General features: G+C 47.4%; 10 protein-coding genes. 3 read left to right on the top strand and 7 right to left on the bottom strand.

The window, feature by feature from the left end:
* Positions 1-75 precede the first annotated feature (75 nt).
* From ACFS7Z_RS01635 to sdaAB, 4 genes are read right to left on the bottom strand one after another with little or no spacing between them, the layout of a single operon-like run.
* Positions 76-1,065 (bottom strand): NAD(P)H-dependent glycerol-3-phosphate dehydrogenase, encoded by a 990-nt coding sequence (locus ACFS7Z_RS01635; protein WP_377479878.1) that lies wholly within the window; start codon positions 1,063-1,065, stop codon positions 76-78.
* 14 nt (positions 1,066-1,079) lie between these two features.
* Positions 1,080-2,477, bottom strand: a complete 1,398-nt coding sequence (locus ACFS7Z_RS01630; RefSeq protein ID WP_377479875.1) for an efflux RND transporter periplasmic adaptor subunit — start codon at positions 2,475-2,477, stop codon at positions 1,080-1,082.
* Positions 2,478-2,483: 6 nt separating this feature from the next.
* Positions 2,484-3,956 carry a TolC family protein gene (locus ACFS7Z_RS01625; protein WP_377479872.1) on the bottom strand — a complete coding sequence of 491 codons (1,473 nt, stop codon included), beginning with the start codon at positions 3,954-3,956 and terminating at the stop codon, positions 2,484-2,486.
* 12 nt (positions 3,957-3,968) lie between these two features.
* Entirely contained in the window at positions 3,969-4,646 is a 678-nt protein-coding gene (gene sdaAB, locus ACFS7Z_RS01620; protein WP_377479869.1) for an L-serine ammonia-lyase, iron-sulfur-dependent subunit beta, read from the bottom strand.
* Positions 4,647-5,025: 379 nt separating this feature from the next.
* Here sdaAB and ACFS7Z_RS01615 point away from each other — a divergent pair, with 379 nt between their 5' ends.
* The 3 genes from ACFS7Z_RS01615 to ACFS7Z_RS01605 all read left to right on the top strand — a co-directional run bounded on the left by ACFS7Z_RS01615 (position 5,026) and on the right by ACFS7Z_RS01605 (position 8,210).
* Positions 5,026-5,991, top strand: a complete 966-nt coding sequence (locus ACFS7Z_RS01615; RefSeq protein WP_377479866.1) for a tryptophan 2,3-dioxygenase family protein — start codon at positions 5,026-5,028, stop codon at positions 5,989-5,991.
* A 136-nt stretch (positions 5,992-6,127) separates the two neighbouring features.
* Entirely contained in the window at positions 6,128-7,711 is a 1,584-nt protein-coding gene (locus tag ACFS7Z_RS01610; RefSeq protein WP_377479863.1) for an NAD(P)/FAD-dependent oxidoreductase, read from the top strand.
* Between the two features lie 136 nt (positions 7,712-7,847).
* Positions 7,848-8,210, top strand: coding sequence for a CoA-binding protein (locus tag ACFS7Z_RS01605; protein WP_377479860.1), 363 nt, complete (start codon positions 7,848-7,850; stop codon positions 8,208-8,210).
* Positions 8,211-8,419: 209 nt separating this feature from the next.
* Here the strand turns inward: ACFS7Z_RS01605 and ACFS7Z_RS01600 are convergent, their stop codons facing one another.
* From ACFS7Z_RS01600 to ACFS7Z_RS01590, 3 genes are all read right to left on the bottom strand, one after another.
* Positions 8,420-9,277: an SDR family NAD(P)-dependent oxidoreductase gene (locus ACFS7Z_RS01600; protein WP_377479857.1), complete on the bottom strand. Its 858-nt coding sequence runs from the start codon at positions 9,275-9,277 to the stop codon at positions 8,420-8,422.
* A gap of 227 nt (positions 9,278-9,504) precedes the next feature.
* Positions 9,505-12,084: an ABC transporter permease gene (locus ACFS7Z_RS01595; protein WP_377479854.1), complete on the bottom strand. Its 2,580-nt coding sequence runs from the start codon at positions 12,082-12,084 to the stop codon at positions 9,505-9,507.
* A 45-nt stretch (positions 12,085-12,129) separates the two neighbouring features.
* Positions 12,130-12,846: an ABC transporter ATP-binding protein gene (locus ACFS7Z_RS01590; protein WP_377479851.1), complete on the bottom strand. Its 717-nt coding sequence runs from the start codon at positions 12,844-12,846 to the stop codon at positions 12,130-12,132.
* Positions 12,847-12,934: the final 88 nt, after the last annotated feature.

The raw sequence follows: 12,934 nt of genomic DNA, 5'->3' as shown, positions 1-12,934 counted from the left end.
TGATTTTCAAAAAAAACAGAAGTGTCTATTCATAAAAGCACATGTCACTCTGATGTCCGGGGTTGTGTGGTTTTTTTACTTTAGTTTGTCTTTCAGAATTTCGAACTCCATAGTGGGTGCTATGCGCTCGTAGAGAATATGGTATACCGCATTTGTGATAGGCATTTCTACTTTAAAATGCTTATTAAGCTCAAAGATACTTTGCACAGCATAATATCCTTCGGCCACCATGTTCATTTCCACCTGAGCAGACTTCACTGTATAGCCACGGCCAATCATGTTGCCGAAAGTCCGGTTCCGGCTAAATTGTGAGTACGCTGTTACCAGAAGGTCTCCTAAATAAGCAGATCCGCTTAAAACACGGTGTATGGGCATAATGGCATCCAGAAACCGCTCTATTTCGAACATCGCATTGGATACCAGCACCGCCTGAAAGTTATCGCCATAGTTCAGGCCACGGGCAATGCCACAGGCCATGGCGATAATGTTTTTCATCACAGCGCAGTATTCAATTCCATCCAGGTCATCAAGGGGATTTGCCTTTACATACCGGTTCCGGAGGAGCGCGCAGAACTTTTCGGCTGTAGCCATGTCATGCGAGCCTATAGTCAGGTAAGACTGCTTTTCGAGGGCTACCTCCTCCGCGTGGCAAGGGCCGGCAATTACCAGCTGATGCGAGTTGGGCACGTGGTATTTGCGCTCCATGTGCTCAGTAATGAGGACATTGTCCTCCGGTATCATTCCTTTTATGGCTGATACAACCACTTTGCCTTTAAAAGCATCTTCCTTTAAATCAGCAAGTGCCAGCCGCACAAATGCGGCTGGCACTGCCAGTATAACCCAATCAGCGGCAGCAAGAACTGCCTGTATATCAGTAGAAGGCTTTACATAATGCAGGTCGAAAGAGACCTGGCTTAGGTAGCGCGGATTGTGTTTATAATTCAGGAGGTGCTGCACGTCGTTGCTGTTGCGCATCCACCAGTGTATCTGAGATTTATTTTCTGAGAGAATTTTTACAATGGCTGTAGCCCAGCTACCTCCTCCCAATACTGCTACTTTTTCCAAGTGTATGTTTTCAGTTAATCCTGTTCAGTGTCTGCGGCAATTGCCTGTTTGTTAAGCGATTTTTCGTCTTTCACAGCTACTTTGGCTCCATCGTTCAGCGTCTGAGACACCGCCCTGAAAGGTCCTGCCACTATCTTCTGACCCAGCTCCAGCCCACTGATGATCTCAATATTCTCAAAATCGCTTATGCCTGTTTTCACATCACGGGCTTCTACTGTATTGGTGGCACTATTAAAGACGAAGACTACTTCTTTTACCTCTGCAGGCGGCGTTGCAGGAGGTATGTTCTGCTGTTGTTGCTGCTCTTCTTCGTCTTCCTCCCCTTCTTCTTCCGGATTCTGGCCTGGCATATTTGGTGAACGTGTAGTAACGGCAGACAAAGGTACAGATAAAACATTAGGTTTTCTCTCTGTAATGATGTCAACTGAAGCGGTCATGCCTGGGCGGAACGGGCGGCTCGTCTGGGCTGCGAGGTGGCTGTAGGAATCATTTATGAGGCGGATGCGTACTTCGAACTCTGTTACTGCCTCAAGCGTGGTGGCATCTTTTGCAGTGTTGGCAATCGCTGTCACTACGCCTTTGAACTTCTCATCCTGGCTGGAATAAGAATCGACGTCCACAATAACCGAATCGCCTAAGGCCACACGGATAATGTCATTTTCATTCACGTTTACGCGCACCTCCATGTTGTTGAGGTTCGCGATACGCATGATTTCCGTACCTGCCATCTGCGATGTACCCACTACGCGCTCGCCCTGCTCTACGTTCAGCTTCGAAACGGTGCCGCTTACCGGGGCATAGATGGTGGTCTTGTTCAGGTTTTCACGGGCATCTTTCAGAGAGGCCTGGGCATTCTGAACGTTGAATTCTGACGCACGCACGCTTGCCCGCAACGATGCTACTTCCTGGCGTGCGGCTTCATAGTTCGCCTTTATCTGCTGCCATTCCGAAACAGAGATTACTTTTTGATCATACAGCGCCTTGTTTCGCTCATAGTTCTGCTCTACCTGCTGCAGGTTTGCCTCTGCCTGAGCCAGCCGTGCTTTTGACTGCCCCAGGTTGGCACGCTGCGTATTCACCATCGCTTCCTGTGCATCCACCATCGATTGGTAGTTATCCGGCCGGATACGCAGCAGCAACTGTCCTTTCACAACAGAATCCCCTTCTTCCACGTGCAGCTCAATAATTTCCCCGGAAACGTCGGGGCTTATTTTCACCTCAGTCTCAGGTTGAATTTTGCCGGAGGCACTTACTTTTTCGACAATCTCCGTTCTTTTTGCCTCGGCAATTAAAACTTCTGTTCCCTCGTCCTGTCCTATCCAACCGAATTTTTTTGCGGCTACAATACCAATAAGCACCAGTACAAGTACTCCAACAAGAACAGGGATCAGCTTTGATTTTCTTTTAGCCATGGTTTATTAGAAAGATATGTCTTCGCCTTGATAAAAATCCAAGACTTTTTCTTTAAAAAAATAGTCATATTTTGCCTGAATTAGGCTTGATTGTGCCGAGCGCAATGAATTAGCTACAATATTATATTCAATAGTATTTATAATACCATTGTTCAACCTCAATTGAGCATTGTTAAAATTCTTTTGAGCGGCAGCTACTTGCTCTTTTGCAGCTAAGTAACGACGCTGAGCAGCACGTGCATCGACATATGCCTGCTCTATCGTCTGACGTAAATTGTTTCTTGTGATTTCAGCATTCAATTGCGCATTTTGCTGTGCAACCTTCGCACGCTCAACACCTGACCTTACTTGTAAACCATTGAATATTGGTACTTGTAATGAAACCCCTACCTGCTTACCCACTAAATCCTTGAACTGATCGATTATAGGGTAACTCTCACTTATTTCTTTAATTGATGCATTTGGCACAAAAACTACAAAAGGCTCTCGCCCGTCTTTATCCAAAAAGAAAGTTTGCTCTCTGAATCCATCCACCACTGTCTCACGCCCGATTACAAAATCTGTTGTATTAGAGTAACGGGAGTTTATTCCTGCAAACAGACTCAAACGCGGATAATAAGCTCCTCGTGCTACATCTAAAGCCTTTCCAGCACTTAGTATTCGTAAATCTGTAGCCTTCACCAGTGGCAAAGTTTGTACAGCAACATCATAAACTTGATTTGGGGAAACCAAAATAGGATTTTGATCAGGTTCTGGAATTTCAGGTACTACTATTTCAAATGATTGATTAGCAGGTAAATTAAGCAGCTGAATTAAGCCAAGACGGGCTATATCGCCTTGATTTTGTACACTAATCAAATCTAACTCATCTGTGGCTAACTGAGACTCAAGGTCCAGTACAGAGTTTTCTGCTAAAGTTCCAGCTTCAAAGAGTATTCTTGTACGATCCAACTGTTGCCTCGTTAACTCACGTTGAAGCTCAGCCAAACCAATCTGCTCTTTAACAAAAAGGATGTTAAGATAAGAAGTTACCACATCAATAGTTGCTTCATTTTGTGCAGAAAGATAATCCAGCTCACTTGCCTGCAGCTCAAGCAGGTTTTGTTTGATTTGATTTACTTGCTGAAATCCTGAGAAAACAGGGAGAGAAGAGTTTGCTTGAATACTTGCTGTTTGAGCATTTTGTGTAAGCAATCCAAATGTTACAGGGTTTTGAAAGGAACCAGAATTGAAAGTGTAATTTCCGCCGGCATTTAAGCTTGGTAGGCGCTCAAACTTTGACTGTTTTACATCAATTTCGGAAACTCTCTGATTAAGCTTGCTTTGCCGTACATTCAGGTTGTTTTCGCGCGCATAAATAACAGCTTCTTCCAAGCTCCATTTTCCATCGCCATTCGGGTCTTGCTGTGCCACAGCACCGTACATGCCCGATAGGGAGAGGCCAATGACCAGGAGCAGCTTTTTTGACATTTTTTTCATAGTGCTTGTGTATTAAAGGTCGATATTCGGAATATAAATCACATACTTTACCCAGCTCAGCTGCCGCAGGTACTCCAGGGTGATGGGCTTGATGCCGGAATCCATTTCTATAAACTGCCGGGCCAGTTCGTTTCTCCCTTTCCTGGATACGCTCATGGTGGCAATGTTACAATCGTCATGCGCCAGAACAGAGGCAATAAAAGCAATACTACCGGTCACATCCTCTGCATCAATGATTAATGTGTGCAGCGTAGCAGAGAAGTTAGCTGAAAAGCCGTCTACTTCTACAATTTTAATAACGCCCCCCCCACGGCTCTGCCCTATTACCTCTACCTCCCGGTCTGCTGCTTTCAGGTTTAGCTTGATTGTGTTAGGGTGCATGGTAGAGGCATTGCCTACCGATCTAAAGGTATACTTCAGCCCACGCTCTTCTGCGTGTATGAAGGCATCCTTTATCCGCTTGTCATCTGTCTTAAAATCCAGAAGGCCTGCTATGATGGCACGGTCACTGCCGTGGCCCTCATAGGTGCGTGCAAACGAGTTATAAAAAGTGATGACAGCTTCTTCAGGGGCAGCACCTAACAACCGGATGGCTGCCCTTGCTATCCGTACAACTCCGGCTGTATGCGAACTGGAGGGACCAATCATAACAGGCCCAATCATATCAAAAACGCTGCTTTTTTCAGCCATAAGGGTGAACCCGCAAAAATATCGCAAAAATCAAATTTAAGAATAAAGAAACAGATTTGCATAAAACAGACGTTAATTTAGATTTAATTCTACCAACGGGAGCTATCCCTCTACTAACCTCCTGCCAGCCTCCACAAAGTGAAGGGATTCTGGTTAAAAAGCAGATACTTTCCGGATCATTTGCCCTGCTAAATGCCTTCCCGCTACTGTATCTTACCCTCTCTCTTCTTCAGATGCGCTTCAGGGGTATAAAGTTGCCTGGGCCTTAGAGTTTCTGCCAGCAGAGATTGGAAATTAATTAAATACAGAATGGGTGGCAAAGGGTAGATTTACTTACTTTGTAGCTGTTATACCATCACGTACCACTAAAAGGCTTGTAATGGAGCACAGCTTTGACCCTGAAGTACTGAAGCAGCTGGAGCGGCTGGAGCAAAAATACGTTCCACTTGGCCAGAACCTGGCCGCCTACCTCGAAGGTTTATACTACACCGACTTCCTGAATTACTGGGATTACATTCACCTCGATACACTGCTGAGCCTTCAGAACCCGCGCACAAACATCCCGGACGAGAAGATATTTATCATGTACCACCAGATAACAGAGCTCTACTTTAAGCTTTGCCTGGAGGAGTATAGACATATAGCCGAGGAAAAAGAGATGACAGCTGATTTGTTGATGCGCCGACTAAAGCGCATCAACCGCTATTTCGACAACCTCATCAGCTCATTTGATGTAATGGTGGAAGGCATGGACCCGAAGCAGTTCCTCAACTTCCGGATGGCCCTGATGCCTGCCAGTGGATTCCAGTCGGTGCAGTACCGCATGATTGAGATAGCCTCCACTGACCTGCGTAACCTCGTGGACAAGGCGAAGCGGGCAGTGCTGGGCCTGCAAAGCACGCAGGAGGAAATGATCGGCTGCATGTACTGGAAGGAAGGCGCTACAGAAGTAGCGTCCGGCAGCAAAACTCTGACGCTTCTCCGGTTTGAAGAGAAATACACACATCAGCTCATACAATTCGCCAAAGAGTACGAGCACAAAAATGTTTGGGCTGTATATAAGCGTCTTCCACTGGAAGACCAGCAAAACCCAAAAATTAACAATGCACTGCGATCCCTCGACAGCAACGTGAACGTTAACTGGCCGCTGATGCACTATAAATCTGCCGTTCGGTACCTGCAAAAGGACCCTGAAATTATAGCCGCTACTGGTGGTACAAACTGGATGAAATACCTCCCGCCCAGGTTCCAGAAGCGCATTTTTTACCCAGAACTTTGGTCAGCAGACGAAACGGAGGAATGGGGAAAAGGCTGGGTAGAGAAAGTGCTGAAGGATGAGATCTAATGGTTCATTTGCAACAGCTCATTGTAAGCTGTTCAAAGTATAAAAAAGCGAACTACTACCCGCTTATTTATGTTCTGACACAGCGAAAAGAGATAACCAATCAAAAGGTTTAAGGATAAATCCCTTACCCAAATTTATGAGAAAAAAAGAACTAGACCTGGTGTTAGCACCAGAAGTTGCGTATGATGCGCAGCAATTAGAGCACGAAATCCTCAAAAGTGCTCATGCCAAGCCCGAAGATGTTAAGTTTCTGCACCGTATAAAGCGATCCATCGATGCCAGGGGCCGAGACGTGCTGGTACGCATTCGGGCCGATGTATACTTAGACACTCCTCCTGCTGATATTATTTCTCCGCAATACCATTACCCCGATGTTACCAACGCAAAGCAGGTGGTGATTGTGGGTGCAGGTCCTGCCGGCTTGTTTGCAGCTTTACGCTGTATTGAACTCGGTCTGAAACCTGTTGTGCTGGAGCGTGGAAAGGATGTGCGCAGTCGCCGCCGTGATCTGGCAGCCATCAATAAAGAACATACGGTAAATGCAGACTCTAATTATTGCTTCGGGGAAGGAGGCGCCGGTACTTATTCTGACGGAAAACTCTATACCCGATCAAAGAAGCGCGGAGACCTGCAGCGCATTCTGCAGATCCTGGTGCAGCACGGCGCTACACCAGATATCCTTTTTGATGCCCACCCGCACATTGGTACCAACAAGCTACCGAAAATCATTGAAGCCATTCGCGAGACAATATGTGAAGCAGGTGGCGAAGTACTTTTTGATAAGCGTGTAACAGATTTTATACTGGAGCAGGGAGAGATGCGTGGTGTAGTAACCCATGACGGAAATGCTTATTCAGGTGAGTCCGTTATCCTGGCCACAGGCCACAGCGCCCGCGACATTTTTGAACTGCTGCATCAAAAAAGCATACTGATTGAAGCTAAGCCTTTTGCCATGGGGGTGCGGGTAGAACACCAGCAAAGCCTCATCGACAGCATCCAGTATAAGTGTGCTGATCGGGGGCCATACTTGCCGGCTTCGTCTTATGCCCTGGTGCACCAAACGCATTACAAAAACAAGCAGCGTGGCATATTCTCCTTTTGCATGTGCCCGGGTGGCTTTATCGTTCCTTCGGCAACAGCACCCGGAGAGGTGGTAGTAAATGGAATGTCACCGAGCCGCCGCGACTCCCGCTTCTCCAATTCCGGCATTGTGGTGGCCATTGAACTGGAAGACATGGAGCTGAATAAATACGGCCCTCTTGCTGGGCTCCGCATGCAACAGGCGCTTGAGCAAAAAGCCTGCAACATAGCAGGTGGCACCCAGGCGGCTCCTGCCCAGTTGCTGCATGACTTTACCCGCCGTAAATCAGGAGGGGCTTTGTTGGATACCTCTTACCAGCCAGGCCTGGTGCCAGTAGACATGAATGAGCTTTTCCCGGAGGATATGAGCTACCGGCTGCGGGAAGGCTTCAAAGCCTTTGGCAATAAGATGCGCGGTTACCTCTCTAACGATGCTCAGATTGTGGGGGTTGAAAGCCGCACCTCCTCCCCTGTCCGGATTCCTCGCGACCGGGAGACACTGGAGCATGTACAGGTAAAGCGCTTCTTCCCCTGTGGCGAAGGGGCAGGTTATGCCGGTGGCATTGTGTCTGCTGCAATGGATGGAGAGCGTTGTGCGGAGATGGCCGCGTTAAAAGCCGGACATACTGTGAATAATTAGCCGCAGCGGGTTTATGAATGAGTAGATTTCAGGCGCTTTGGCGTAGCAGGCAGATCCATAAATACAAACTATTTTGGCAATAGATAGGTAAAACAAGGTATAACCGTTTTTGAATTGAGAATAAAACTGAATTAATATGAAAAAGACCGTTGTATTAGGTGCCACCGATAATCCGGCGAGGTATGCCTACAAAGCTGTGCATCGGTTGCAGCAGCATGGGCATGAGGTGGTGCCGGTAGGCATAAAAAAAGGAGAAGTAGGCGGAAAGCAGATTATACATAATAAGGAGGAAGCAATTGAGGATGTAGACACGGTGACACTTTACGTGGGACCACAGAATCAGCCTTCTTGGTACGACTATATTATCAACTTAAAACCAAAGCGCATTATCTTTAACCCTGGTACCGAAAACAGGGAATTCGAGCAAATGGCAGAGAAAGCAAACATCCAGACGCTTCACCATTGCACCCTTGTTATGTTGGCCACCGATAGCTATTAAAAAAAATTAAATTTTTTTTCAAAACCTTCAACCTGGTAAAAACCAGAACGTATAAATAAGAAAATGGCAGATGGCATTTGTTGTCTATGCACAAAGAAGGGACCTTAAGGCAAGGTCCCTTCTTTCGTTTGAAGGCAATCATAAACAAAAAAAGCCTGCCAGCTTAAGTATGCTGACAGGCCTAGTTCTAAATATGTAATCTTTTTCAATCAGGTTTCTACATGGTACTCATCATCTCTGCGTCGCTCCTGATGTTCTGCACCTTCCTCTTCTTCCATCATTTTTCTCATAGCAGCTGCTGAAACACTATCAGGAACTATACCTGTAGCTGTTGTTTGCGCCTTGTTCATGAAACCAGACACAATTTTGGTTTCTCCGTTCATCAACGCTTCGTATCCGTCCTTGGCTACTTCTGCGGGCTCTGAAAGTGGGCCGTTGGCCGCCTTTGTATGTGCCGCACCTGCTCTTCGGAAGAACATGGTGTTACTGGCTCCCGGGCATAAAGCTGTCACCGTGATATTAGTATCCTGCAGCTCATTTGTCAGGGCTTCAGAGAAAGAGAGTATAAAGGCTTTTGTTGCGCCATAAATTGCCATTAAAGGAGAAGCCATATGCGATACAACAGATGCCACATTCAGAATTTTACCTTCATTTCTCCTCTTCATGTCCTGAAGGAACAATTTTGTTAGCTCCACAGGCGTGGTCACGTTCAGTTGAATGATGGCCTTTTCCCGCTCCAGGTCTGTTTCATAGAAGAATCCATATGTTCCTGCTCCGGCATTGTTCACCAGTACATCTACCTGAATACCGCTCTTCGTCACTTCTTCGTATACCTCGCGCGGTGATTCTGCTCTTGCCAAATCAGAGGTTACTACACATACATGCTCTAACTGGTGCCTGTCCTGCAGTTCATAAGCCAGCTTTTTCATTCTGTCCGTGCTGCGGGAAACCAGTACCAGGTTATAACCGTCCTCAGCAAAAAGCCGGGCAAATTCTAACCCGAACCCATTCGAAGCGCCTGTAATTAAAACTGTCTTTCCTTTGTTTTCTTCTTTCATTGCTTTCATAGTTTACGTTCATGCACTGCCGTTCGCAGCGGTACTATCTTTTACCAACGAAACATCAAATGGGTTGCCTGTGTCTTTTCCCGTTCTCATGAAAGTACAGAAGCGGTGAAAGGAAGAGGCTTATACCTTCCTTCTTTTATGAAAACCTGCAAAATAAAAAGGCGGGACTTTTTGCATTAACTGCAGAAGGTTCCGCCTTCTTTATAAGCTTGCCTACGCGGGAAAAATTAACCCTCTCTGCGTAGCACTTCAAGTGGTGGCCGGTTCAGAATACCACGGCTGTTCAGCATTCCTATAAATACAGTCAAGGCAGTAATACCAAGGAAAATCGGTAGCAATGGCGCCAAGTCAGGTATAAACGGCACTTCAAAGGAAAATATTGCCAAAGCCCAGCTTGCTCCCAGCGCTAATATAATGCCAGTGCCTGCAGCCAAAGCACCTAGCAACAGGTATTCAAAAGCATTGATAGATAAGATTTGCTTGCGGCTGGCTCCAAGCGTACGAAGCAACACACTTTCCTGCACCCGCTGAAACTTACTGATGTTAACAGAGCCGATGAGCACCAGTAGGCCGGTGCTGATGCTGAAGAGTGCCATAAAACGGATCACAAACGAAATCTTGCCTAGTATATCATCCAGTGTTCTTAAAATGAGGTCGAGGTCTATGGCCGAGACGTTAGGGAAACGCTGCACCATTGTCCGCTGGTATTGTGCCGACTGGTCATCTGTCTGTGTACGCGTCATGAGCACATGAAACTGAGGTGCCTCTTCCAGTACTCCTTTCGGGAATACGACGCGGAAATTAGTCTGTACCCGGTTCCATTCCACTTCACGCAGGTGGGCCACTTTTGTTGATATAAGTGCTCCCTGTACGTTGAAGATAATGGTATCGCCAACCGCTACTTCCAGCCTTTCTGCATACCTGTCCTCTAAAGAGATAGGAACAATTTCTCCAGGAGTTGCTGTTGCTCTATCCCATTTTCCGTCGATTCCTTTTTCAGATTCAATCAGCGTATCGCGGTACGTTACCCGTAGTTCATTTGTAAAAGCTCTTTCAGAGATACCCAAGGTGGTGTCCTTTCGCACATCAGCAGCAGTATAGCCCTTGATTTCATCGATGCGCATGGTGACCACCGGCACCATTTGCAGTATCGGAAGCCCCTGCTGACGCGTTATTTTTGCCACCTCCTCTTTCTGCGCATTCTGAATGTCAAACAGCACCAGGTTAGGCTGATTTTCGCTACCGGCTATCGCTACTTCACTTAACAGAAGCCGCTGAATAAGGAAGAGTGTGGCAATCAGGGCCGTACCTAGGCCGATTGATACTGTCAGGAGCAGTGTCTGGTTGTTTGGGCGGTAAAGATTCGCTAAGCTTTGTCGCCACACGTATCCCCAACTTGTAGGGAAAAAACGCTTCACCAGGGCCATCATCAGGCGCGCAATCAGCGCAAGCACCACAAAGCCTACCAGTACGCCGCCTGTAAACCCCAGGGCTCTCAGCCAGGTACCAAGCTGCAGGTAAGCAAAAACGAAAATGAAAGCAAGTATGAGTGCGCTCACTGCCCATTTTAGTTTATCCGGTTGCTTTGAGACATGCTCTATGCCGGCGCGTAAGGTAATGAGCGGCGATACATTCCGGATAGAAAGCAGGGGCAGCAAAGCGAATAGGATGGACACCACCAGGCCAATGCCTATGCCCCCGGCAACTGCAGCCCACGAAACGCCCACCGTCACCTCCACAGGCAGAAAAGATTGAAACAGCTGCGGCAGGTATAACTGAATTAAGGTGCCGAGAATAGCGCCTACCACAGAACCAATGAGCCCCATGGCCGCTACTTGGAATAGGTATATCAGAAAGGCCTGCTTGCCACTCATGCCCAGGCAGCGCAATACACCTATCGTTGCCAGTTTCTCCCGTATATAAACATGTACAGCACTTGCAACGCCCACACAGCCCAAAAGCAGCGCCACAAAACCAACCAGCGACAGGAATCGCGCCAAGTTGGCGTAGGATTCTCCTGTACTTTCCTTGCGGCTCTGTACCGTATCGTAGCCCAAGCCTGCTTCCTCAAATCGCGGCTCCAATTTCTCCACCAGCTTATCAGCATCTGTAGTAGCGGGCAGGTGGTAGTAACGGTAATAGCTGATGCGGCTGCCCTTCTGCAGCAGGCCTGTCTCCTCGAGGTACTGCTTCGGAATATAAACAGCCGGGGCAATGGTAGCCGTCATAGCAGACTGGCCTGGAATTTTATGAAGGGCACCGGAAATCTCAAATGTCAAATTTCCTACTTTGATAGAATCGCCAGGCTCTGAGTTGTATTGCAATAGCAGCGTATGATCAACCAAGGCTTTGCGACCGCCGCTCCGGAAGGTGGAACTGGCATTCTTCGGTTCAGACTCTATCTCTCCATAATAAGGAAATCCGCCTTCCTCCAGGGCACGCACCTGCACCAGCCGGGTTCCCTCTGACGCCTTGAAATAAACCATGGACACAAAGCGAACCTCATCAGAGCGATCGCCGCCAACGGCAATGGAGTCCAGCAACTGCTGCATCTTCGGCTCTACTTCCTTGTTACTGGCTACCACCAGGTCAGCTCCTATCAGCGACTTTGCCTGGTTCTCAATATCGTTGCGGAGGTTATCTGAAAAGGAATTGATAGCTACCAGCGCAGCGATGCCCAGCACAATAGAAGAAATAAACAGTGCCAAACGGCCCCGGTTACGCCTGCTATCACGCCATGCCATTTTCAGGAGCCAGGGCAGGTTCAGCTTATTTTTCTTGTCTATATGTATGATGGTGTCGGGCACAGGAGTCGATTATAAAAGTTTTCAGATGCTGATGGATGAGTAGTCTTAAATACCGCTGAGTTCGTCTCTGCTGACGGATACGGGCGCACCTGTGTCTGAGGCCAGTGTGCCGCCTTTGATGCGGATGATACGTTGTGTTTTCTCCGCCAGCTCTAAATCATGCGTCACCAGCACCAGCGTAGTACCGGACTCCCTGTTCAAATCGAACAACAGTTCCTCTACCCGTTGGCCTGTTTCTTCATCGAGGTTGCCCGTCGGTTCATCAGCAAAAAGAATGGTAGGTCTGTTAGAGAAGGCCCTTGCCAGCGACACGCGCTGTTGCTCACCTCCGGATAACTGGGTTGGGTAGTGGTCGTGGCGCTCTGCCAACCCTACTCTTCCCAATAGTTCCATGGCCTGGCGCTGTACATTGCGTTCTCCCCGCAGTTCAAGGGGCACCATCACGTTTTCCAGGGCTGTCAGTGTGGGTATCAGCTGGAAGTTCTGGAAAATAAAACCGACATACTGGTTACGTACCTGTGCCCGCTCATCTTCTGACAAATTGTCTAATTTTACACCATTCAGAATGACGGACCCGGAACTGGCGCGGTCAAGGCCGGCGCAGAGGCCGAGCAAAGTTGTTTTACCGCTACCTGAGGGCCCAACAATTGAACAGGTATCACCGGCCTGAAGAGAGAAATTAATACCTTGCAGCACTGTTAGATGCCGGTCACCGCTGTTATAGGTCTTTTTTAAATCTTGTATATCGAGAATTGTTGACACGAGGAAGGTGTTTTATGTATGAGTATTGGTATAACGTTTGTTAACACAAACTATACCAACTGGATAGCATAATTAAATCAAATAACTC

The sequence above is a fragment of the Pontibacter toksunensis genome, from assembly GCF_042686245.1.
GTDB classification, from domain to species: domain Bacteria; phylum Bacteroidota; class Bacteroidia; order Cytophagales; family Hymenobacteraceae; genus Pontibacter; species Pontibacter toksunensis.
This window is presented reverse-complemented; position numbering and strand designations above follow the sequence as displayed.

Excerpts from the sequence above, each read along its gene's own strand:
- ACFS7Z_RS01615 (WP_377479866.1), top strand. The coding sequence starts at position 5,026 with ATGGAGCACAGCTTTGACCCTGAAGTACTGAAGCAGCTGGAGCGGCTG.
- ACFS7Z_RS01605 (WP_377479860.1), top strand. The coding sequence starts at position 7,848 with ATGAAAAAGACCGTTGTATTAGGTGCCACCGATAATCCGGCGAGGTAT.
- ACFS7Z_RS01630 (WP_377479875.1), bottom strand. The coding sequence starts at position 2,477 with ATGGCTAAAAGAAAATCAAAGCTGATCCCTGTTCTTGTTGGAGTACTT.
- ACFS7Z_RS01625 (WP_377479872.1), bottom strand. The coding sequence starts at position 3,956 with ATGAAAAAAATGTCAAAAAAGCTGCTCCTGGTCATTGGCCTCTCCCTA.
- ACFS7Z_RS01610 (WP_377479863.1), top strand. The coding sequence starts at position 6,128 with ATGAGAAAAAAAGAACTAGACCTGGTGTTAGCACCAGAAGTTGCGTAT.
- sdaAB (WP_377479869.1), bottom strand. The coding sequence starts at position 4,646 with ATGGCTGAAAAAAGCAGCGTTTTTGATATGATTGGGCCTGTTATGATT.
- ACFS7Z_RS01600 (WP_377479857.1), bottom strand. The coding sequence starts at position 9,277 with ATGAAAGCAATGAAAGAAGAAAACAAAGGAAAGACAGTTTTAATTACA.